Genomic DNA, 21,383 nt, shown 5'->3' on the forward strand with positions numbered 1-21,383 from the left:
TGCGTGGATGCTCTTCGATCACTTGTCGAAATTTTCGAACTCGAACTCGATGGAGATTCATCCACGCATGGCGTGGATCCATCAGATCGCGGAAATCTGTCAGAGGTGGGGCGGCATGGGCAGGCAGGACCGTTGGCGGCATGGATGCCGCCATCGAGCCCCCATGGATGGGTTTACGGCGTGTCCTGCCTGTCCATGCCGCCCCGCCAGCCCACGGAATGCCAGCTTTTGCCGTTGCCGTTGCCGTTGCCGTTGCCGTTGCCGTTGCCGGCCAGCGGCCGGCACTACCAGGGTGCAGGGCGCAGCCCTGTCGAAAAACACATATAAAAAAACAGCAGGCCGAGGCCTGCTGTTTCGGTGTAATGGTGCGCCCGGAGAGATTCGAACTCCCGACCGCCTGGTTCGTAGCCAGGTACTCTATCCAACTGAGCTACGGGCGCCAATTACATAAACTTGTTGTGTTGACTGTGTATGGTGCGCCCGGAGAGATTCGAACTCCCGACCGCCTGGTTCGTAGCCAGGTACTCTATCCAACTGAGCTACGGGCGCGCGGTACACAATCAAATTTTACTGCATTTCCAGCGGCGGATGCCGGAAACCTGTCGAGTGGTGCGCCCGGAGAGATTCGAACTCCCGACCGCCTGGTTCGTAGCCAGGTACTCTATCCAACTGAGCTACGGGCGCCCTGCGACAGGAGCGGAATTATGCGGATGTCGGCGCGGACCGTCAACAGTTTTGTGAAAATTTTCATCCAACTGAATGAAAAAGCTGTCAGCCACGGCGTCCGGCGCCTTCAGCCACGCGAAATGATCGGCGCGCGTGCCCAGTTCCTGCGCGGACAGCACGCGCAGCTGCGCGTCCACATTCGGCAGCTTCGCCAGCAGCGTCTGCATCGATCCGGTGGGGGCCAACCAGTCGTGCTCCATCAGCACCGCCTGTGCGCTGCCATGCACGCGCGCCATCTGCGCATCGAGGTCTTCGTCCATGCCGGACGCGGCGTAGTGGTTGTTCAGGCCCACGCGCGCCCAGTCGGCAATCAGCCCGCGCGCTTCGGTGCCACCAAAGCCGAGGCGACGGCCATGCAGGACGCCCTGGCGCCGCGCGATCCACGGCAGGAAGCGGTAGACCAGTGGCAGCAGCCAGCCACGGGGTGGCGGGAACCCGCGCCAGAACGGTGAGCCACTGGCGGCCAGCCATAGCCGGTTGAAGTAGTGCGGGTTGCGGCCGGCATGCACGCAAGCCAGCTGCCCACCGAGACTGTGTCCACCGATGATCCAGGGCAGGGCGCCGGCGTCGTCATCCGCTGTGGCCAGGACCGCCTGGCTGGTTGGCAGATCCTGTTCGAGTACCTCGCGATAGCCCCAGTCCTGCGTGCGCGACGGGCGCAGTGAACTGCTGCCGTTGCCGCGCCACTCGTGCAGGTAGACCGCCACGCCCTTCGCCGCCAGCGCCAATGCCAGTGGCAGGTAGTGGCGCGCGGCGACGCCCAGTGCCGGCAGCCACAGCAGGCGCGCGACGGGATGTGCAGGCACGCAGGCGATCACTTCGTAGCGATGGCCGTCGTTGCACTGCACGGCGAGGATGCGTGGCGTCAGGCTCATGCGTGCGGTGCCGCGCCGAAATGGTCGAGCACCAGCACTTCGCTGCGGCCCGGCGCATAGCCTTGCTGCAGCCCACGTGCAACGTAGTCGATGCCGGCTTCGCAGGCATTGGCCAGGCTCAGGCCATTGCACAGCTGCGCAGCAATGGCCGAAGCCAACGTGCAGCCGGTACCGTGCGCGTCCAGTGGCAGGCGCGCATGGATGAATTCTTCGCTGCTGACGCCGTCGAAGTAGCGGTCGATTACGCGGTTGCCTTCCTGCAGGTGGCCACCTTTCAGCAGTACGGCGCCGGCACCGAGATCGAGCAGGGCTGACGCCGCGCGCTCAGCGTCATCGCCATTGCTGATCTTCCGTCCGACCAGCAGTTCTGCTTCCGGTGTGTTGGGGGTGATCAGCGTGGCCAGCGGGATCAGGCGCTCACGCATGGCCTGCAATGCGCTGTCTTCCAGCAGGCGCGCCCCGCTGGTGGCGACCATCACCGGGTCCAGCACCACGTGCGGCGGACGATGCTTCTCCAGTGCGTCAGCAACGGCGTTGATCACGCCGGCGTTGGCCAGCATGCCCAGCTTTACCGCGTGGATGTCGAAATCGTCGAAACAGGCTTCCAGCTGCGCGCGCAGGAAGTCGATCGGCGGCACATGCACGGCGATGACGCCACGCGTGTTCTGCGCGGTCAGTGCGGTGATTGCGGAGAGGCCGTGCACGCGATGCGCGGCGAAGGTTTTCAGGTCGGCCTGGATGCCCGCCCCTCCACCGGAGTCGGAGCCGGCGATGGTGAGAGCGGAAACGGGAGTGGTCGGGCTCATTCCGCGATTGTGCCGTGGTCGCGCAGGGGAAGGTAGATCCACGCCATGCGCCGATGTCCTTGATTCAATGCCGCCAACGTGCCCATTGCTGGTACAGCACATAGCCCAGGCCCGTCAGGCCAGTCAGCAGGGCAGGGGCGAGCAGAGCGTCATATTGCCAACGCATGAACAGCCAGGCGCCGAGGATGCCGCCGGCGAGGAAGCCGCTGATGATCAGGCCGCTGAGGGTCAGGCGTCGTACCTGCAGCGGCAATCCGCGCAGCAGGTGGCCCAGGCCGATGCCGAGGTCGGTGAACATGCCGCTGAGATGGGTGGTGCGTACCACCGCGCCGCTGAAGGTGGTGGCCATCGCGTTCTGCAGGCCGCAGGCCATGGCGGCGGCCAGTGCGCCCCAGATCTGGTGGCGTTCGAACAGCGGAATGGCCACCAGCAGCAGCGCGGACTCCAAGGCCAGCGCCACGCCGTAGCGTCGGCCCAGTTGCAGGGTACTGTCCTGGATCAACAGGCCGCTGAGCATCGCACCCAGTGAGAACGCGATCAGCAGCCCCCACAGATGGCCGACCGCGCGCCAGTCGCCCTGCGCCAGCGCCATGCCCAGCTGGCTGGTGCTGCCGGTCATGTGGCTGACCGCCTGATGCTCGAAGCCGAGGAAGCCGACCACGTTGACCATGCCGGCCACGCACGAGAGCGCGACCGCACCAATCCAGACCCAGGTGGGCAGGCGTATTCCCATCGGCAAGGCCCCTCAGGGCCCGCCGAAGCCGCCGTTGAACTGCAGCTCGCTGAAGGTATTGCTGGAGGGGTCGAACACCGCGCCCCAGAACTGCGTGCCGCCGTCGCAGACGCGGATCGCTTCCCGTGCCGGATTGATGCCGCTGCCATCGGGCAGATGGAAGGCGTTGACGTAGATCAGCCGCTTGCCGGCGCTTTCGATGCCGACGTACTGGCGGTCGAAGTCCAGCACCTTCGGGACCTGTGCCTGCAGCGACGAGAGCTGTGCTTCCAGCTGGTCGATCTGCTGCCGGCTGGGTGCCCAATAGCCGCTGACCCGGCCCGCCTCGCGGCCTGGACTGGGCCGCGAGCAGGTGTCGAGCACCTGCGCGGCGATGATCGGGCGGGTGACCACCCAGGATTGTCCGGTACGTTCGGCGGTCGGCACGCTGGCCGGGCCGCGCGTGGTGGTGCAGGCGCCGAGCGCGGCTGCGAGGGCGATCGCAGCCGTGGGCAGCAGCAGGCGGGTGCAGCGGTTCACAACACCTCCGACGCGTAATCGGCCAGGCGCGAGCGTTCGCCACGGCGCAGGGTGATGTGCGCACTATGCGGCCAGTTCTTGAAGCGATCCACCGCGTAGGTCAGGCCCGAGGTGGTTTCGGTCAGGTACGGGGTGTCGATCTGCTCGACGTTGCCCAGGCAGACGATCTTGGTGCCGGGGCCAGCACGGGTGATCAGCGTCTTCATCTGCTTGGGGGTGAGGTTCTGCGCCTCGTCCAGGATCAGGTAGCGTGACAGGAACGTGCGGCCGCGCATGAAGTTCATCGAGCGGATCTTGATGCGGCTGGCGAGCAGGTCGTTGGTGGCCTGGCGGCCCCAGGTGCCGCCTTCCTGGTTGTGCGTGAGCACTTCCAGGTTGTCGGTCAGCGCGCCCATCCACGGCGTCATCTTCTCTTCCTCGGTGCCCGGCAGGAAACCGATGTCCTCGCCAACGCTGACCGTGGCGCGGGTCATGATGATCTCGCGGTAGCGCTGCTGGTCCATCGTCTGCGCCAGGCCGGCGGCGAGTGCCAGCAGGGTCTTGCCGGTACCGGCGGTGCCCAGCAGGGTGACGAAGTCGATCTCCGGGTCCATCAGTGCGTTGAGGGCGAAATTCTGCTCGCGGTTGCGTGCGCTGATGCCCCACACGGCATGGCTGCCGTGGCGGAAATCATCGACCAGCGACAGCACTACCTTGCCGTCGCCGACCACGCGGCTGACGCGCAGTTCGACTTCGTCTTCGCCGGGCAGGTAGACGTACTGGTTCGGGTACCACTCCTCGCCATCCTGCGCCTGGATCTCGTAATGGCTGCGGCCCTTGTCGCTCCAGCTGCGCAGATCCTCGCCGTGGCGCTTCCAGAAGTCTTCGGGCAGCTCGGTGGCACCGGTGTAGAGCAGGCTGAAATCGTCCAGTGCGCGGTCGTTCTCGTAGTCCTCGGACACGATGCCGGCGATGGCGGCCTTGATCCGCAGGTTGATGTCCTTGGAAACGAACACCACCGGCAGGTCCGGCGTTTCCTCCTTGAGGGCCAGGATCGCGCCGAGGATGGCATTGTCCGGAATGACCTTGCCAAAGCTCTTGCCCGCGTCGAAATGGCTGGTCTGGAAGCGCAGCTTGCCGGCGCTCTGCTTGCCGCGCAGCTGCAGGCCATTGGGACGCTGCAGTGGAATGCCGTCGGCCAGGTTGTCCAGGCCGGATTCCTGCACCAGCTCGTTGAGGAAACGGCTCACCTGGCGAGCGTTGCGGCTGGCTTCGGAGGTGCCCTTCTTGCCGTTGTCCAGCTCCTCGATCACCTGCATGGGCAGGTAGATGTCGTGCTCCTCGAATTTGAACAGCGCGGTGGGATCGTGCATCAGCACGTTGGTATCCAGCACGTAGATGCGCTTGCCTCGGGTCATCGTCGATTCCTGGTTACGGGCAGGGAAAAACCACCACGGCCTGCAGCGGGGCAGGGTGATGGCAGACACGGTAGGCAGTGGGTCTCACTTGGACTGGGAGGCCTTCAGTTCGGCGAGAACGGCATCGGCATGGCCGGCAACCTTGACCTTGCGCCAGGACTGCACGATGCGGCTGTCGGGGGAAATCAGGAAGGTGCTGCGTTCGATGCCGCGTACCTGCTTGCCGTACATGTTCTTCATCTTGATCACGTCGAAGGCGCTGCACAGCGCTTCGTCGCCATCGCTGACCAGCGGGAAGTTGAAGCCCTGTTTGGCGCAGAAGTTGTCGTGCGACTTCACCGAATCGCGCGAGACGCCCAGTACCACCGCGCCTGCCTTCCTGAACTTCGGCAGCAGGGCGTTGAAGTCGATGCCTTCGGTGGTGCAGCCCGGCGTGCTGTCCTTGGGATAGAAGTACAGCACCAGCCATTGGCCGGCATAGTCGCCGAGGGTGGCGTGGTCGCCGCCGGACAGGGCCAGCGGCAGGGAGAGGGTAGTGCTGTCCAGGGTGTCGCCGTTGTTCATGAGGTCCTTCTGTCGAGCCTGGGTTCTTGCCATTACAGCTACATGAAACGCCACGCGCGCGTGAGAGACGCGCGAAGAATCAGAACTTCATGGGATCCATGATCGCGTCCAGGTTCAGGTGGTCGCAGAACTCAAGGAAATCGTCGCGCAGCGCGGCAATATGCATGTTGGCCGGCACGCCGATGGTGACCTGTGCGCTGAACATTTCCGCACCGGTCTGCATGGCGCGGTAGCGCGTGCTCTGCAGGTTCTCGATGGTGATGCCCTGGCGGTCGAAGAAATCGGCCAGCTGGAACAGGATGCCCGGCTTGTCGGCGGCGATCACCTCGACGATGTAGGGCAGCAGGTTGGACTGCGCCTGCTTGGCGGCGGTGCGGTACCAGACCAGCTTCAGCCCTTCCTCGCGCTCCAGCCGGGTTAGCATCGCCTCCAGCTTGGCCACCGAGTCCCAGGAGCCGGTGGCCAGGGCGGTGACCGAGACGTCGCGGCCGACCGTGGCCAGGCGTGCGTCCACCAGATTGCAGCCGCTGTCGGCGATGCGGCGGGTGACGGGCAGCAGGGGGGACTCCGGATGCGTCGTGTAGGCGTTGATCAGGAGGTGGTTTTCGCTCGGCGCGGGGCGCGGGGTGGTGTCGGTCAAGGCGATTCCGGGTAATGCATGCGTGAGTCTGAATGCCCGCCAGAGGCGGGGATCCACCGGTGTCCAGCATACTTGCCCGTGCTTTCGCGCCGCAAGTAACATTCAGGTCGCCCCCGGCCTTTCGTGGCGGGCGTTTTCCCTTTCCAGCCAAGAGCAGCACGTCCTTGTCCCTTTCCGGCCTCATCACCGCGCTGGCGACCCCGTTCCGGGCCGACGGCGCCCTCGATCCCGACGGTTGGCAGCGCCTGCTGCACCTGCAACTGGAAGGTGGCGTCCATGGCGTTGTCGTTGCCGGCTCGACCGGCGAAGCGGCAACCCTCACCGATGCCGAGTACGACCTGCTGCTGGCCAGCGCGGTCGAACGCATTGGCGGCCGCATCCCGGTCATGGCCGGCACCGGCCTGTCCGGTACTGCCAAAACCATCGAACAGACCCGTCGTGCGGCCGCGCTTGGCGCCAGCCATGCACTGGTGGTCACCCCGCCTTACGTAAGGCCGACCCAGGCCGGCCTGATTGCCCATTATCGTGCGGTCGCCGACCAGGGCGGGTTGCCGGTCGTGCTGTACAACGTGCCCGGCCGTACCGGTTGCGACATGCAGCCGGAGACCGTGGCCGAACTGGCCAGCCACCCCAACATCGTCGGCATCAAGGAGGCGGTGGGCGACACCGGCCGGGTGCAGGCGCTGCTGGCGCTGCGCAGCCCGAAGTTCGCGGTCCTCAGTGGCGATGACGGCACCGCCGCGCGCTCGATCCGGGCCGGCATCGATGGCCTGATCTCCGTGGGCTCCAACGTGCTTCCGGGTGCCTACCGCCGGATGTGCGAACTGGCCGCCGCGCACGACCATGCAGCCACCGAATCCTGGGACGCGCGCCTGCAGCCGTTCCACGATTTCTGCGGCGTTGAACCGAACCCGATTCCGGTCAAGGCGCTGCTGCGCCGCATCGGTGTCGGCCATGACCTGCGCCTGCCGCTGCTGCCGCTGTCGGCGCCGCACCATGCGGCCGCCGACCACCTTGCCGGCGACATCGCCGCCCTCGAAGCCCTTTCCAGCCACTGACCTTCCGTCTTGGTCTGACCCAGGAGATTCACATGCGTCAATCCGTTTCCACCGTCCGCGTGCTGTCCTATGCCCTGCTTGCTGTGGCGGTCGCTGCCGGCACCACCGGCTGCTTCAAGCGCGGCGTCAAGGGCGACTACGCCCTGGCCCCGGAAATGCGTCCGCTGGAAGTGCCGCCGGACCTGAACCTGCCGGCCACCACCGGCGACAACAAGGTGCCGACCCTTTCCTCGGCGACCAAGCCGGCGGCCCCGGTGGCTGCGGCCCCGGCCGTGGGCAACACGGGTTTCACCATCGCCGGTGGCAAGGATGAGGCCTTCGCCAAGGTCGGCACCGCGCTGGAAGGCGTGGAAGGCGTGACCATCGCCAGCCGCGCGCAGCTGCTGGGCTCGTATGACGTGGCCTACGAAGGCAGCAACTTCCTGGTCCGCGTGGTGGCCGTCGATGCCGGCGCCTACATCTCCGCGGTGGACCCGCGCGGCCTGCCGGCCACGGCCGAAGCGCCGGTAAAGCTGATCGCCGCGCTCAAGGCGAAGCTGGCGCAGTAAGGGCTGGTCGGGTGGATGCGGGCCTTGGTCCGCACCTGCCTTGGGTAGCGCCGGGCCATGCCCGGCGAGCTTGAAGCGCGGCCCAGGATCCGCCGGGCATGGCCCGGCGCTACCGGAAATGGAAAAGGGCGCCCAAGGCGCCCTTTTTCGTTGTCGCAGCAGGCGCTTCTCAGCGTTCCAGCAGCTTCAGCTTGTCCGGCTTGCCATCCCATTCGCCGGCGTCGGCAGGCGGGTCCTTGCGCACGGTCAGCACCGGCCACTCCTTCGCCAGCTCGGCGTTGAGGGCGACGAAGCTCTCCTGGCCGGCAGGAACATCGTCCTCCGGGAAGATCGCGTTGACCGGGCATTCCGGTTCGCACAGGGTGCAGTCGATGCACTCATCCGGATCGATCACCAGGAAGTTCGGGCCTTCGTGGAAGCAATCCACGGGGCACACTTCCACGCAATCGGTGTGTTTGCACTTGATGCAGTTTTCGGTGACGACAAAGGGCATGGGCTGGGGGCGGATCGATTCCTGAACCCGCCAATTCTAGAACAGGTTGGCCCCCAGTGTCGGCGCGGGGCGGAAATCGGGCGCCTGGCAGGCGCGGCCGTGGCGGACATTGGCGGCAGGGCAAGGCCTGTGCGACGCTGCGGGTCAGCCGGCTGCGTCGGATGGCCGGCCTCCCTTCCCAACAGGTTCATCCATGTCCCAGCGCCAACCCGGCATCGCCTCCCACGGCGGCGAAAACACGGCATTCATCGTCCTCATCAGCTGCGTGGCCACCCTCGGTGGATTCCTGTTCGGCTTCGATAGTGGTGTCATCAATGGCACGGTCGACGGCCTTCGCCAGGCCTTCAACTCCAGCGAGGCGGCGCTTGGTTTCGAAGTCGCTTCGATGCTGCTGGGGTGTGCGGTCGGTGCCTTCCTGGCAGGCTGGCTGGGGGATCGCCTGGGCCGCCGAGGCGTGCTGATCGTGTCGGCGCTGATGTTCCTGGTTTCGGCGCTGGGCGCCGGTGCCGCTCACGCTTCCTGGCTGTTCATCGCCGCGCGCGTGCTGGGCGGTTTCGCGGTGGGCGCGGCCAGCGTGATGTCGCCGGCCTACATCGCCGAGGTGGCCTCGGCGCGCTATCGCGGGCGCTTGGCCACGGTGCAGCAGATGGCGATCATCTGCGGCCTGTTCGCCGCCTTCCTCAGCAATTACCTGCTGGCCCGTGCCGCTGGGGCGTCGACCGAGCCGCTATGGCTGGGCCATGAGGCCTGGCGCTGGATGTTCTGGATGCAGGCGCTGCCATCGGGGCTGTTCCTGCTGCTGTTGCTGGTGATTCCCGAAAGCCCGCGCTTCCTGGTCGTGAAGGGGCGCCCGGAGCAGGCGAGGGCGGTGTTGGCGCGGCTGTACGGCGAGGCCGCAGCCACGGCCAAGCAGGCCGAGATCGAGGCGAGCCTGGCCCAGGACCAGCACAAGCCACGCTTCGCCGACCTGCGCGACAAGGTCACCGGCAGGCTGCGCCCGATCCTCTGGGTCGGCATCGGCCTGGCGATGTTCCAGCAGCTGGTCGGCATCAACGTGGTGTTCTACTACGGCGCGGTGCTGTGGCAGGCGGTGGGGTTCTCGGAAAGCGACGCGCTGCTGATCAATGTATTGTCCGGTGCGCTGAGCATCGGTGCCTGCCTGCTGACAGTGCTGCTGATCGACCGCATCGGACGCAAGCCGCTGCTGTGGATCGGCTCGGTCGGCATGTCGGTAGCGCTGGTACTGATGGTGGTCGCGTTCGCCAGTGGCAGTCTCGCCGACGGTCGCCTGCAACTGTCCGACGGCATGGGCCGGCTGGCGCTGGTGGCGGCCAACGTCTATGTGGTGTTCTTCAACATGTCCTGGGGCCCGGTGATGTGGGTGATGCTGGGTGAAATGTTCCCCAACCAGATCCGCGGCCCGGCATTGGCCGTCGCCGGTGCGGCGCAGTGGACGTCGAATTTCGCGATCACCGTGACGTTCCCGATGCTGCTGGCGGGCATCGGCCTGGCCGGGGCCTACGGGATCTATACGGTGGCGGCCATCCTCTCGATCTTCTTCGTGGTCCGCTACGTGCGCGAGACCAAGGGCAAGGAGCTGGAGCAGATGGAAGGCTGACGCTGCCCGGCTTCGGTTGCATTCCGTTGGCGCCTCGGTGTCATCGAGGGCGAAGGCGGGGCAGCCCAATCCGGGACACGCCGTGAACCCATCCATGGGGGCTCGATGGCGCCATCCATGGCGCCAACGGTCCCGGCTTGAGCTGCCCCGCCTTCGCGTCAGGCATTGCGGTTCTGGCGGACGCAGGTCTGCGCGTCGGGATTGAATTGGCTGCGGAGGAGCGAGGCTGTTCGTGCCGCCGTCGCGGGAAACTGTCAGGGTGGCCCACCCCCTCCCACGCAGGAACAGGAAGGCGCTACTGCGACCAGGCCGACCGATGCCGATGCAAACCCCGGAAAACAGAAAAGCCCGCACAAGGCGGGCTTTTTCGGTTCCTGCTGCGGCGACTGGCGCTCCCTAGGGGACTCGAACCCCTGTTTTAGCCTTGAGAGGGCCACGTCCTAACCACTAGACGAAGGGAGCGTAACTGTGTCGCTGCCGAGGCAGGAGCGCTAGTATATGCACCTCGATGCCATTGGGCAATCCCGAAACTTCAACCGGAAGCGCCAACATCATTTCCCCTGCTACATCACCGTTCAGCCTGCGCGTCATCCCGCGCGACCAGCACACGATCTCCCGCAAGGACATCAGCCCGAACGCCCTGCGCGTGCTTTATCGCCTGCGCGATGCCGGCTTCGGCGCCTACCTTGTCGGCGGCGCGGTGCGCGATCTGCTGGTCAATGGCCAACCCAAGGATTTCGACGTGGCCACCGACGCCACGCCCGAACAGGTCAAGCAGCTGTTCCGCAACTGCCGACTGATCGGCCGCCGGTTCCGCCTCGCCCACGTTGTGTTCGGCCGCGAAATCATCGAAGTCGCCACCTTCCGCGCCAACAGCGATGACGGCAGCGGCGACCGCGAGATGGAAAACGGCATGCTCGTGCGCGACAACGTGTACGGGACCATCGAAGACGACGCCATCCGCCGCGACTTCACCTGCAACGCCCTGTACTACGCCATCGAGGACTTCTCGGTGCGCGACTACACCGGTGGCTTCGAGGACGTGCAGGCGCGCCTGATGAAGCTGATCGGCGACCCGGTGCAGCGCTACCAGGAAGACCCGGTACGCATGCTGCGAGCGGTGCGCCTGGCGGCCAAGCTCGGCTTCCAGATCGAGGAGGGTACTGCCGCGCCGATCCCGCACCTGGCCGGCCTGCTCAACGAAGCCGCGCCAGCGCGCCTGTTCGAGGAAGTGCTCAAGCTGTTCCTGTCCGGACACGGCGTGGCCAGCTTCGAAGGCCTTGAGCGTTACGGCCTGCTCGACGTGCTGTTCCCGGAAAGCGCCAAGGCGCTGAAAGCCAACCGCACCGGCGCGCTGCGCCGCATGCTGGTCGAGGGCCTGGCCAATACCGATGCGCGGGTGGCCAACGACGAACCGGTCTCGCCGGCGTTCCTGTTCGCGCTGCTGCTGTGGCCGGGGTTCTGCCGTGCACAGGCGACCCTGCTCAAGCAGGGCGTGGCACCGGAAGAGGCGCAGCGCCGCGCCGCCGACCGCGTCACCGTGCAGCAGTTGAGCACCATCGCGCTGCCGCGCCGCTTCTCGCTGCCGATGCAGGAAATCTGGCTGCTGCAGTCGCGCTTCAGCTCGCGCCAGCGCAAGCGCGTGTTCCGCACCCTGACCCATCCGCGCTTCCGTGCCGCGTTCGATTTCCTCAGCCTGCGCCAGGTGGCGTCGTCCGAGCACGCCGCCGATGTCGAGTTCTGGCGCGAAGCGCAGGCGCAGTCCGGGCGTGAGCTGGAGTCGTCGCTGGATGCGATGCACAGCGAAGAAGGCGATGACGAGAGCGGAGCGCCGCGCAAGCGCCGCCGTCGCCGCCGTCGTCCGGGTGCCCCGGCCGGTGCAGCGGGCGAGTAGGCGATGACCCCTGCCTGGATCGGCCTCGGCGCCAACCTCGGCGACGCGGCCGCCACCGTCGGCGCGGCGATTGCCGCGCTGGACGGCCTGCCCGGGACCCGGCTGCGCCAGGCCTCGCGGCTTTACGCAACGCCGGCCTGGGGCAATGAAGACCAGCTGCCGTTCGTCAATGCGGTGGCCTCGGTCGAAACCATCTTGCCGGCCGATGAGCTGCTGCAGGCCATGCTGGCGCTGGAGCAGCGCTTCGGTCGCGTGCGCGATCCGGCAGTGCACTGGGGCCCGCGCGCGCTGGACCTGGACCTGTTGTTGTACGGCGTGCAGGAGCTCGACCAGCCCGGGCTGAAGGTGCCACACCCGTACATGCACGAACGGGCCTTCGTGTTGGTGCCGCTGGCCGAAATCGCGCCGGATCTGGCCATTCCCGGCCACGGCCGCGTGCGGGACGCAGTGGTGCGGGTGGACGCCTGCGGGATTACCCCGATAGGGTGATAATGCCCGGGTTATCTCCCCCGGTTATCAGCACATGAGCACCCACGCAGACAGCAAGCCCTGGACCGTTCCCGCCCTGGCCGAGGCCAAGCGCAATGGCCAGAAGCTGGTCATGTTGACCGCCTACGACTCCAGCTTCGCCCGCACTTTCGACGCCAATGGCGTTGACCTGATCCTGATCGGCGATTCGCTGGGCATGGTGGTGCAGGGCCATGATTCGACCCTGCCGGTGACCGTGGCCGACATGGTCTACCACACCCGCGCCGTGGCCCGCGTGCTGCAGCGTGCGCTGCTGGTGGCGGACCTGCCCTTCGGCGCCGATGCCACCCCGGAGCGCGCGCTGGATGCCTCGCTGCAGCTGCTGCAGGCCGGTGCCGAGATGGTCAAGATCGAAGGTGCCGGCTTCAAGGTCGACATCATCCGCTACCTGGTCGAGCGCGAGATTCCGGTCTGCGCGCACCTGGGCCTGACCCCGCAATCGGTGCTGCGCCTGGGCGGCTTCAAGATCCAGGGCCGCGGCGATGCCGCGCGCCAGCTGGTGAAAGATGCCAGGGCCGTGGCCGCTGCCGGCGCCAGCATCATGGTGCTTGAGTGCGTGCCGACCCCGGTTGCCGCCGAGGTGACCGCTGCGGTGGAGGTGCCGACCATCGGCATCGGTGCCGGCCCGCACTGCGATGGCCAGGTGCTGGTGCTGCACGATTTCCTCGGCCTGGACAGCGGTCATCGCCGCCCCAAGTTCGTCAAGGATTTCCTTGCCGAAGGCGGCTCGGTGGCCGGTGCCACCCGTGCCTTTGCCGACGCCGTGCGCGACGGCAGTTTCCCCGACGAACAGCACGCCTACGCCCAATGATCCAGACCTTCAACGAGCTTGGCGCATTGCGCGAGCAGATCGCCCACTGGAAGCGCGAGGGCCTGCGCGTGGCGCTGGTGCCCACCATGGGCAACCTTCACGGTGGCCATCATTCCCTGGTGACCTTGGCCCGCCAGTACGCCGACAAGGTGGTGGCAAGCATCTTCGTCAACCCGACCCAGTTCGGGCCGGACGAGGATTTCAGTCGCTATCCGCGTACGCCCGAGGCCGATGTGGCCGGGCTGGAACAGGTCGGCTGCGATGCGGTGTGGCTGCCCAGCGTGGAGGCGATGTATCCGCTGGGCGTGGACAAGACCACGCGCATGCACGCGCCGGGTGTCAGTGAAGTGCTTGAAGGTACCAGTCGCCCGGGTCACTTCGACGGCGTGTGCACGGTGGTAGCGCGCCTGTTCCTGCAGGTGCAGCCGGACGTGGCTGTGTTCGGCCGCAAGGACTACCAGCAGCTGGCTGTCATCAGGCAGATGGTGGCCGAACTGTCGTTCCCGATCCAGATCGTCGGTGCCGAGATCGTGCGTGACGAGGATGGCCTGGCCAAGAGTTCGCGCAACCAGTACCTGAGCGCGGAACAGCGCCCGGTCGCGACCGCCATTCACCGCACCCTGCTGGGCATGCGCGAGGGCTACGTGGCCGGTCACCCGCGCGAACGCATCGAGGCCGATGCCACCGCCGCACTGCAGGCGGCCGGTTTCCAGGTCGACTATGCGGTGCTGCGCACCCCGGAGCTGGCCGAGCCGACCTTCGACGGCGGTGGCCGCGTGGCGCTGATCGCCGCGCGACTGGGTACGACCCGGCTGATCGACAACCTGGAATTCTGAGCTCCGGCGGCGCCGCGCGATGCATGGGGTCAGATGCCTTTTCCAGGGGAAAGGGTTCTGACCCCGGTTTCACCGCCTACCTGAACAGGTTGCCGGCCGTGATGCCCCGCGCTGTGCGGGTGCTAGAATCCGCTCTTTCCTTTGCCGTTGCAGCGCCCCCATGCACCTGTCCCTGCTCAAGACCAAGATCCATCGCGCCACCGTCACCCATTCCGAGCTGAACTACGAAGGCTCGATCGCCATCGATGACAACCTGCTGGATGCCACCGGCATCCGCGAGTTCGAGCAGGTGCACATCTGGGACGTGACCAACGGTGCGCGCTTCTCGACCTATGCCATCCGCGCCGAAGCCGGCAGCGGCGTTGTCTCGCTCAACGGTGGCGCCGCGCGCCACGTGCAGGTCGGTGACATCATCATCATCGCCGCGTTCGCCAGCATGACCGAGCAGGAAGCCGACAGCTTCAAGCCGAAGCTGGTGTACGTTGATGGCAAGAACCAGATCACCCACACCAACGACACGATCCCGACCCAGGCCGCATGACAACGAACAACGGATTCGACTCGCTGCATTCCCACGCCCAGCGCCTGAAGGGCGCAAGCATCCCCAGCCTGCTCGCCGCCGAACCCGGCCGCGTGCAGGATCTGGCGCTGCGGGTCGGTCCGTTGTACGTCAACTTCGCGCGGCAGAAATACGATGCCGCCGCGCTGCAGGCGTTGCTGGCGCTGGCTGCCGAACGTGATGTCGGCGGCGCCATCACGCGCCTGTTCCGTGGCGAGCAGGTCAATCTGACCGAGGGTCGCGCCGCACTGCACACCGCATTGCGCGGCGACGTGGTCGATGCACCGGTTGCCGCTGAGGCCTATGCCACCGCGCGCGAGATCCGCCAGCGCATGGGCGTGCTGGTGCGCGCGCTGGAAGACAGCGGCGTAACCGACGTGGTCAGTGTCGGCATCGGTGGTTCCGACCTCGGTCCGCGCCTGGTCGCCGATGCGCTGCGTCCGGTCAGCGGTGCGCGCCTGCGCGTGCATTTCGTGTCGAACGTGGACGGCGCCGCCATGCAGCGCACGCTGGCCACGCTGGATCCGGCGAAGACCGCGGGCATCCTGATTTCCAAGACCTTCGGCACGCAGGAAACCCTGCTCAACGGCCAGATCCTGCACGACTGGCTGGGGGGCAGCGAGCGCCTGTATGCCGTCAGCGCCAATCCGGAACGCGCGGCCAAGGCTTTCGCGATCGCCGCCGATCACGTGCTGCCGATGTGGGACTGGGTCGGTGGCCGTTATTCGCTGTGGTCGGCCGTGGGTTTCCCGATCGCGCTGGCCATCGGTTTCGAGCGCTTCGAGCAGCTGCTGGAAGGCGCCGCGCAGATGGATGCGCATGCGCTGGATGCACCGCTGGAGCGCAACCTGCCGGTGCTGCACGGCCTGACCGACATCTGGAACCGCAACCTGCTGGGCCATGCCACGCACGCGGTGATGACCTACGACCAGCGCCTGGCGCTGCTGCCGGCCTACCTGCAGCAGCTGGTGATGGAAAGCCTGGGCAAGCGCGTGCAGCGTGACGGACAGCCGGTCACCACCGACACCGTGCCGGTGTGGTGGGGCGGGGCGGGCACCGACGTGCAGCACAGCTTCTTCCAGGCGCTGCACCAGGGCACCAGCATCGTTCCGGCCGACTTCATCGGCTGCGTGCACAGCGACGATCCCTACACGATCAATCATCAGGCCCTGTTGGCCAACCTGCTGGCGCAGACCGAAGCACTGGCCAATGGCCAGAGCAGCGACGACCCGCACCGCGATTACCCCGGGGGCCGCCCGAGCACGCTGATCCTGCTCGACGCACTGACCCCGCAGGCGCTGGGCGCACTGATCGCCATGTACGAACACGCTGTGTACGTGCAGTCGGTGATCTGGAACATCAATGCCTTCGACCAGTTCGGTGTCGAGCTTGGCAAGCAGCTGGCCAGTGGCCTGTTGCCGGCGCTGCAGGGTGAGGATGTGGCGATTGCCGATCCGATGACCCGCGAGATACTGGCGCAGCTGAAGCGCTGAGCCCGGTCGTGGATGCGCCGGCGACAGGCCGGCCATCCCATGCCTTCCGTTCCTGCCATTCCGGGGCCCTGCGGCGTTGCCCATGCAGCGTATTCGCGTGCCTGCGGCAGCGCAGCTTGACTACGCATGGCGTGCCAATGCAGTGTGCATGGGCGGCTGTACCTGTCATCCAGTATCGCTCGCAGCATGATGTTGATGCCAGGGACTGGCCGTATCCGGAGGGACGTGGAATCGATCCGTGTCCTCAACGCCTCATGTTGTGAATGACAGGAGATTGCGAATGGATCTGAATGACGACGTTGTGTCCGGCTGGCTCAATGGCTCGGACGATGTGGATGGGTGCGCCAACCCTGCGGGTTCGCTGTTCATCTACGGTGCGGCAGCCACCGAAGCGGCCCTCACCGGGGCTTCGGACACCATGATCACCGGTGGCACCAACGAGTGCACCACCACGGTATCGGTGATCAACCACTGCCTGTGTTGCTGATGTAGCCCGTGCCGGCACGCAGAGGCATGCAGCTGCGTGCCGGCGACTGGAACAGACTCTTGAATCTCGCAGGGGGCGTAATGACCGCTTCTCCGGCTGCGGCCGCGTTTGCGCGCATCACCGAACATTTCCTTGCCCAGGCGCGCGCTGCGCTGGCTGCCGGCCTGCATGATCCCGCCATCGCCCTGCAGCCCGGCGAACGTGCGCTGCTGCATTCGCAGGGCGAGGCGGCGCTGCGTGAGCATGCCCAGCTCAAGCTCAACCGCGTGCTCCTGCTGGAGCTGCACGCCGCTGCACGCAGCGGTGACATCGGCCCGCTTGACAGTGCTGGTGCGCTGGACGAATTCGTTGCCCTGGCCACGAGCGAGGGCTTCCGCGCGCATCTGCAGCAACGCTATCCGGTACTGCTGCCGCGCCTGACGCGCATGCTCGAAGGACAATGCGCGGCCGTGGTGGAGCTCGCTGCACGCATCGGCAGTGATCGTGTTGCGTTGGCCGAGTTGCTGGGTGCGCCGGCGGGCACGCTGCATGCCGTTGCATTGGGCCGCGGTGACCTGCACGGTGGCGGCCGCACCGTGGCACGGCTGCAGTTCGAAGGCGGCACGGTGATGTACAAGCCACGCTCATTGCGCATCGATGCCACGCTCGATGGCCTGTTGTCCGCGGTCTTCGGTGATGCCCCTGACCGCGTGCGCGTGCCGAAGGTGATCGATCGTGGCAGCCACGGCTGGGCTGCATTCGCCGCGCATCGCTATTGTTCCGGCGAGGCTGAACTGCGGTGCTATTACCGCGGCCTCGGCCACTGGCTGGCCATCCTGCGCCTGATCGGTGGCACCGACATCCATCTGGAGAATCTGATCGCGGTCGGGCCGGTGCCGGTGGTGGTCGACGCCGAAAGCGTGTTCTGCCGGGTAATCGAAATCGAGCCATCAGGGCTTGGCGATGCGTACGACACCGCCGTCAAGCTGATGCGCAATTCAGTGCTGCGTACCGGAATCGTGCCGTTCCGTACTGCCGGCCTGGGCATGGAGGGCGTGGACCTGTCTGCAGCCGGCGCGCTGCCCGGCGAGCAGCCACGGGTGCAGGTGCCGGTGATCGTCGACGACGGGACCGAACCGGCCCGGTTGGGCATGGTCGAGGCCGAGGTCTCCATTGCGCAGAACCATCCCAGCGCACAGCCCGATGTGTCGTTGTACTGGGACCACATCAGCGAGGGCTTCATCGACGCCAGTGGGCGTCTGCGCGCGCTGGACGCGAACGGCGAACTGATGCCGCTGCTGACGGCCTTCGAAGGCTGCCAGGTGCGGGATGTACGGCGGCCGACAATGGCCTACGCCGAGCTCGGGCGGATGCTCTGGCATCCAGCATCGCTTCACAACGAAGCTCGGGCGGTTGAGCGCGCGATCGACCTGCTGGTGCGGAATGCGGCGGTGTCGCCCGCTGCGCCATCGGACCTGGAAACCGTACGCGGAGAGGTCGATGACCTGCGCCACGGTGACATTCCGATCTTCGCATCGCAGCTGGACGCGGCGCGTATCCACTCCGTCGTCGCCAACTGGCGCGCGATGCGGATCGACCTGGAAGACGTGACGATCCGCAGCACGCTGGTCGCCACCGACCTGAACCAGCATGCACTGGCCCGAGCCGAGGCCCGGTCCGGCTACAGCTATGCAGCACGGCATCCGCGCGCCGACGACCTGGACGCACGCCGTCGCACGCTGGCCACGCGCGCGGTGGAAAGCCTGCTGCGGCTGGCGGTGCACGGCGAAGACGGCTCGATGACCTGGATCACACCTGAAGTGACGCGTACCGGATGGACCGTCCAGCCGGTGCAGCCAGACCTGTACTTCGGGCTGGGCGGCATCGCTTTCGCACTGGCAGCCTATCGCCACGAAGTGGAGCAGGGGCGTGCCGATCCGGTGGCCGGGCTGGATCCGGCCATCGAGGGCGCCCTTGCGGTGTTCCAGACCCTGTGCGAGCGGCACCCCGCCGAAATTGACGGTGGATTCGTTGGAACCGGTTCGCAAATGTGGGCATTGCTGGCATTGCACGACCTGTTGCAGCGACCGGCGCTGCTGGCGCTGGCAGAGCGCTGCGCGGAAGCCGCGGAGCATCGCGGTTTCCAGCAGGCGGCAAAGTTCGAACTGATTGATGGTGTGTCCGGCATGATCCTGCCGTTGCTGGCGCTGGCTGAAGCCACCGGCAACGCACGCTGGCTGGAACTGGCGGCCGCAGCGGGACGCCGCATGCAGGACGCTGCGATTGTCGACGCAGACGGTGCGCGCTGGCCGACGCCACAGTTCAGCGAGCCGATCGGTGGTTTTGGCCACGGTGCGATGGGCATGGGCTGGGCGCTGGCACGACTGGCCCGCTCCGAGGCTGGCAGCGTGCCCGAGCGGGCCGCATGGTGGCGGCTGGCCGAAGGAGCATTTGCATTCCAGGCAGCCCTGTTCGAGCCACATACCGGGCACTGGCGGGACATCCACCTGCAGGATGGGCAGAAGAACTTCCCGACCTGGTGCCACGGCAGCGTGGGCATCGGCCTGGCGGCGGCGGACCTGTATGCCCGCACCGGTGATGCCGCGCAATTGCGCGACATGCGTCGCGCCGTGGCCGATGCGCGCGGCAAATGGGGGTTCAGCCACACCCTGTGCCATGGCGATGTGTCCACCCGGGAACTGCTGGTGCTGGCCGCTGCGCTGGATCCGGCAGGGTGTCCCTATCCGCAGGACGAGGCCGCCATCGAGATCATTTCTTCGATCGAGGAGCACCAGGGGATGGTTGGCGGCCTCACCCGCGCGGCCTTTACCCCGGGCCTGATGATCGGCCTGGCGGGTTCGATCTACGGCTTCCTGCGCATGCATCCGGCCTGCGTACTGCCATCGCCGCTGCTGCAGGAGACGATGGCCACGCGGGCCGATGCGTGTGCGGTGCGCTCCAGCGCCGCGCAGGACCGGCCGGCGCTGGTCGAGGCCTGAGCCGGACCGGTCCGTCAGCGATCAACGGCTCGGATCGCGTTCCGGGCTCGGCCGCTTTGCCAGCTTGCGCTGCAGCGAACGCCGGTGCATGCCGAGCAGGCGTGCCGCTGCGGACACGTTGCCGCCGGTCTCGTGCATCGCCTGCTGGATGTGTTCCCACTGCAGGCGGCTGATCGGCGTCATCGCGTCCGGCACTTCCATTTCGCCATCGTCGGCCGGGCCGTCGTCTTCCTCGCCAAGCGCGCGCAGGATCATCGGTACCGTGGCCGGCTTCGGCAGGTAATCGTCGGCCCCCAGCTTGATCGCCTCAACGGCAGTGGCGATGCTGGCGTAGCCGGTCACCAGCAGGATACGCATGTCCGCGCGCAGCGCGCGCAGCGGCTGGATCAGCGCCAGGCCGGAATCACTGCCCAGCTTCAGGTCGATCAGCGCGAACGCCGGCGGATGCTGGCGGGCCAATGCCAGCGCGCTGGCGGCATCCTGCGCGGTCTGCGTTTCCAGTCCCTTGCGGGCCAGGCTGCGCTGCAGGGTGCGCAGGTACAGTTCGTCGTCGTCGACCAGCAGGCCGAGGGTTGAGGCGCTCATGGGGTTTCCTCGCGTGGGACCAGCGGCAGGCGGAAGCCGACGCGGCTGCCGGCGCCTTGGGCCGGGCGCATCCACATCTCGCCGTCGAGGCGTTCGATGGTGGCATGGGACAGGGCCAGGCCAACGCCCATGCCCTCGCTCTTGCTGCTGCCGAACAGCTTGCCTGGCAGCACCGCGGCACGGGCATCGAAGCCGTGGCCGTAGTCGCGGACTTCGCCGATCAGGTCGTCGCCTTCGATGCGCAGGTCCAGGTCTACCCGTGGCCGCCCGGCCTGTTCGCCGGCATCTGCGGCATTGTTGAGCAGGACCATCAGCAGATGGCCCACGCCCGGATCCAGTGGTAACCGCAGCGGCGCATCGTCATTGCGATGCAGGTCGATGGTCGGCCGCACCAGGCGCCACTGTTCCAGTACCTGCTGGGCGCTGGAGTGGCTGCGGCCCGGTGCGTCGGCCGAGGCCGGTGCGGCCAGCGCCAGCACGCGTTCCCGGCACTGCACCAGCAGTTCGCGCAGGGTCTCCATGTCTTCGCGCACTTCGGGCTCTTCGCTGCGCTCGGCGACGTCATCGGCAAGCAGGGTCATGGTCGCCAGCGGCGTGTTCAGTTCATGCGCCACGGAGGCGGCATGGGTGGCCAGGGCGACGATGCCTTCGTTGCGGGCGAAGCGTTCCCTGAGTGCCGACAGTTCCAGTTCGCGCTGTCGCAGCGCCAGCGCCAGGCGGGTGGAGAAGGTCAGCACGACCGCTGCGGAAATGAGGAAGTTGGCGACCACGCCCCAACGGTTGAGGTCCTGCGCGCGGAAATAGCCGTCCGGCAGCGGCTGGCCGAAGATGCCGCTGGCGGCGTAGCCGAGCAGGCAGGCCAGGGCCACTGCCAGTGCCCAGCGCAGGGGCAGGGCGAAGGCGGCCAGCGCGATCAGGATCAGGAACAGTGAACTGAACGGGTTGGCCATGCCGCCGCTCCAGCCCACCATCCAGGTCAGGATGATCACGTCCACCAGGATATGGCCGAATGCGGTCAGCGGGGCGGTGTCGGCCGCTTCCGGGCGCAGCTGGGTGTAGATGTTGAACAAGGTGAGCACGGCCACGCCGGCCCATAGTGGCAGCTGGGGCAACGGCAGGCCCAGTACCCAGCTGGCGACCAGGATGGTGGCGGCCTGGCCGCCTACGGCAAGCCAGCGCAGGCTGCACAGGGTACGGAGGAACGGGGCGTCGGGACCGGTCATTCATGCTCATCG

Annotated in this window: 21 protein-coding genes, 4 tRNA genes and 1 pseudogene; 12 read left to right on the forward strand and 14 right to left on the reverse strand. The window is 66.8% G+C overall.

The genetic code is table 11. The annotated features are described in order from the left end of the window. Positions 1–327 (forward strand): annotated as a pseudogene (locus G370_RS1000000121820) (hypothetical protein); the annotation flags it as partial. A 36-nt stretch (positions 328–363) separates the two neighbouring features. Here G370_RS1000000121820 and G370_RS0114065 read toward each other — a convergent pair. The 10 genes from G370_RS0114065 to G370_RS0114110 all read right to left on the reverse strand — a co-directional run bounded on the left by G370_RS0114065 (position 364) and on the right by G370_RS0114110 (position 6,260). Beyond that, positions 364–440 (reverse strand) — tRNA-Arg (locus G370_RS0114065). A gap of 32 nt (positions 441–472) precedes the next feature. Continuing rightward, positions 473–549 (reverse strand) — tRNA-Arg (locus G370_RS0114070). Between the two features lie 58 nt (positions 550–607). Further along, positions 608–684 (reverse strand) — tRNA-Arg (locus G370_RS0114075). After that, positions 675–1,601 carry an alpha/beta hydrolase family protein gene (locus G370_RS1000000121390; RefSeq protein ID WP_026347152.1) on the reverse strand — a complete coding sequence of 309 codons (927 nt, stop codon included), beginning with the start codon at positions 1,599–1,601 and terminating at the stop codon, positions 675–677. Before G370_RS1000000121390 ends, G370_RS0114075 begins: the two co-directional genes overlap by 10 nt. After that, a complete protein-coding gene (gene thiD / locus G370_RS0114085; RefSeq protein WP_019661172.1) occupies positions 1,598–2,407 on the reverse strand; it encodes a bifunctional hydroxymethylpyrimidine kinase/phosphomethylpyrimidine kinase in 810 nt (269 codons plus the stop codon). The genes G370_RS1000000121390 and thiD overlap by 4 nt, the downstream gene beginning before the upstream one ends. Positions 2,408–2,471: 64 nt before the next feature. Continuing rightward, complete coding sequence (locus G370_RS0114090) at positions 2,472–3,140, reverse strand: YoaK family protein (RefSeq protein ID WP_019661173.1); 669 nt, start codon at positions 3,138–3,140, stop codon at positions 2,472–2,474. Between the two features lie 12 nt (positions 3,141–3,152). Further along, positions 3,153–3,659, reverse strand: coding sequence for a hypothetical protein (locus G370_RS0114095; RefSeq protein ID WP_019661174.1), 507 nt, complete (start codon positions 3,657–3,659; stop codon positions 3,153–3,155). After that, positions 3,656–5,056: a PhoH family protein gene (locus tag G370_RS0114100; RefSeq protein ID WP_019661175.1), complete on the reverse strand. Its 1,401-nt coding sequence runs from the start codon at positions 5,054–5,056 to the stop codon at positions 3,656–3,658. Before G370_RS0114100 ends, G370_RS0114095 begins: the two co-directional genes overlap by 4 nt. Positions 5,057–5,140: 84 nt before the next feature. Continuing rightward, the gene (locus tag G370_RS0114105) at positions 5,141–5,620 is read right to left on the reverse strand and encodes a peroxiredoxin (protein WP_019661176.1); all 480 of its coding nucleotides are present in this window, start codon (positions 5,618–5,620) and stop codon (positions 5,141–5,143) included. A gap of 79 nt (positions 5,621–5,699) precedes the next feature. Continuing rightward, complete coding sequence (locus G370_RS0114110; protein ID WP_019661177.1) at positions 5,700–6,260, reverse strand: glycine cleavage system transcriptional repressor; 561 nt, start codon at positions 6,258–6,260, stop codon at positions 5,700–5,702. A 164-nt stretch (positions 6,261–6,424) separates the two neighbouring features. Between G370_RS0114110 and dapA the strand changes: the two genes are divergently transcribed. Then, positions 6,425–7,318: a 4-hydroxy-tetrahydrodipicolinate synthase gene (gene dapA, locus G370_RS0114115; RefSeq protein WP_019661178.1), complete on the forward strand. Its 894-nt coding sequence runs from the start codon at positions 6,425–6,427 to the stop codon at positions 7,316–7,318. A gap of 32 nt (positions 7,319–7,350) precedes the next feature. Beyond that, the gene (locus tag G370_RS0114120) at positions 7,351–7,866 is read left to right on the forward strand and encodes a hypothetical protein (protein WP_019661179.1); all 516 of its coding nucleotides are present in this window, start codon (positions 7,351–7,353) and stop codon (positions 7,864–7,866) included. A gap of 169 nt (positions 7,867–8,035) precedes the next feature. Here G370_RS0114120 and fdxA read toward each other — a convergent pair whose 3' ends face one another. Continuing rightward, positions 8,036–8,359, reverse strand: a complete 324-nt coding sequence (gene fdxA / locus G370_RS0114125) for a ferredoxin FdxA (protein WP_004153066.1) — start codon at positions 8,357–8,359, stop codon at positions 8,036–8,038. A gap of 193 nt (positions 8,360–8,552) precedes the next feature. On the opposite strand from fdxA, the gene G370_RS0114130 reads away from it, so the two are divergent. Continuing rightward, the gene (locus tag G370_RS0114130) at positions 8,553–9,977 is read left to right on the forward strand and encodes a sugar porter family MFS transporter (RefSeq protein ID WP_019661180.1); all 1,425 of its coding nucleotides are present in this window, start codon (positions 8,553–8,555) and stop codon (positions 9,975–9,977) included. Between the two features lie 387 nt (positions 9,978–10,364). On the opposite strand, the gene G370_RS0114135 is transcribed toward G370_RS0114130, so the two are convergent. Continuing rightward, positions 10,365–10,439: transfer RNA gene (locus G370_RS0114135), tRNA-Glu, on the reverse strand. Positions 10,440–10,491: 52 nt separating this feature from the next. Here G370_RS0114135 and pcnB point away from each other — a divergent pair. The 8 genes from pcnB to G370_RS0114175 all read left to right on the forward strand — a co-directional run bounded on the left by pcnB (position 10,492) and on the right by G370_RS0114175 (position 19,563). Then, positions 10,492–11,871 (forward strand): polynucleotide adenylyltransferase PcnB, encoded by a 1,380-nt coding sequence (gene pcnB, locus G370_RS0114140; RefSeq protein ID WP_026347154.1) that lies wholly within the window; start codon positions 10,492–10,494, stop codon positions 11,869–11,871. Between the two features lie 3 nt (positions 11,872–11,874). After that, positions 11,875–12,360 carry a 2-amino-4-hydroxy-6-hydroxymethyldihydropteridine diphosphokinase gene (folK, locus tag G370_RS0114145; protein ID WP_019661182.1) on the forward strand — a complete coding sequence of 162 codons (486 nt, stop codon included), beginning with the start codon at positions 11,875–11,877 and terminating at the stop codon, positions 12,358–12,360. A gap of 34 nt (positions 12,361–12,394) precedes the next feature. Continuing rightward, positions 12,395–13,210, forward strand: a complete 816-nt coding sequence (panB, locus tag G370_RS0114150) for a 3-methyl-2-oxobutanoate hydroxymethyltransferase (RefSeq protein ID WP_019661183.1) — start codon at positions 12,395–12,397, stop codon at positions 13,208–13,210. Continuing rightward, a complete protein-coding gene (gene panC, locus G370_RS0114155; protein ID WP_019661184.1) occupies positions 13,207–14,046 on the forward strand; it encodes a pantoate--beta-alanine ligase in 840 nt (279 codons plus the stop codon). The genes panB and panC overlap by 4 nt, the downstream gene beginning before the upstream one ends. A 160-nt stretch (positions 14,047–14,206) precedes the next feature. After that, positions 14,207–14,587 carry an aspartate 1-decarboxylase gene (gene panD / locus G370_RS0114160; protein WP_019661185.1) on the forward strand — a complete coding sequence of 127 codons (381 nt, stop codon included), beginning with the start codon at positions 14,207–14,209 and terminating at the stop codon, positions 14,585–14,587. Continuing rightward, positions 14,584–16,098, forward strand: coding sequence for a glucose-6-phosphate isomerase (gene pgi, locus G370_RS0114165; RefSeq protein ID WP_019661186.1), 1,515 nt, complete (start codon positions 14,584–14,586; stop codon positions 16,096–16,098). Before panD ends, pgi begins: the two co-directional genes overlap by 4 nt. A 280-nt stretch (positions 16,099–16,378) precedes the next feature. After that, a complete protein-coding gene (locus tag G370_RS0114170) occupies positions 16,379–16,585 on the forward strand; it encodes a DUF6229 family protein (protein WP_010484314.1) in 207 nt (68 codons plus the stop codon). Positions 16,586–16,665: 80 nt separating this feature from the next. After that, entirely contained in the window at positions 16,666–19,563 is a 2,898-nt protein-coding gene (locus G370_RS0114175; protein ID WP_019661187.1) for a type 2 lanthipeptide synthetase LanM family protein, read from the forward strand. A 21-nt stretch (positions 19,564–19,584) separates the two neighbouring features. On the opposite strand, the gene G370_RS0114180 is transcribed toward G370_RS0114175, so the two are convergent. After that, positions 19,585–20,148, reverse strand: coding sequence for a response regulator transcription factor (locus G370_RS0114180; protein ID WP_005409063.1), 564 nt, complete (start codon positions 20,146–20,148; stop codon positions 19,585–19,587). Further along, positions 20,145–21,371, reverse strand: a complete 1,227-nt coding sequence (locus G370_RS0114185) for an ATP-binding protein (RefSeq protein WP_019661188.1) — start codon at positions 21,369–21,371, stop codon at positions 20,145–20,147. Before G370_RS0114185 ends, G370_RS0114180 begins: the two co-directional genes overlap by 4 nt. Positions 21,372–21,383: the final 12 nt, after the last annotated feature.

The sequence above is a fragment of the Stenotrophomonas hibiscicola ATCC 19867 genome (assembly GCF_000382065.1).
GTDB classification, from domain to species: domain Bacteria; phylum Pseudomonadota; class Gammaproteobacteria; order Xanthomonadales; family Xanthomonadaceae; genus Stenotrophomonas; species Stenotrophomonas hibiscicola.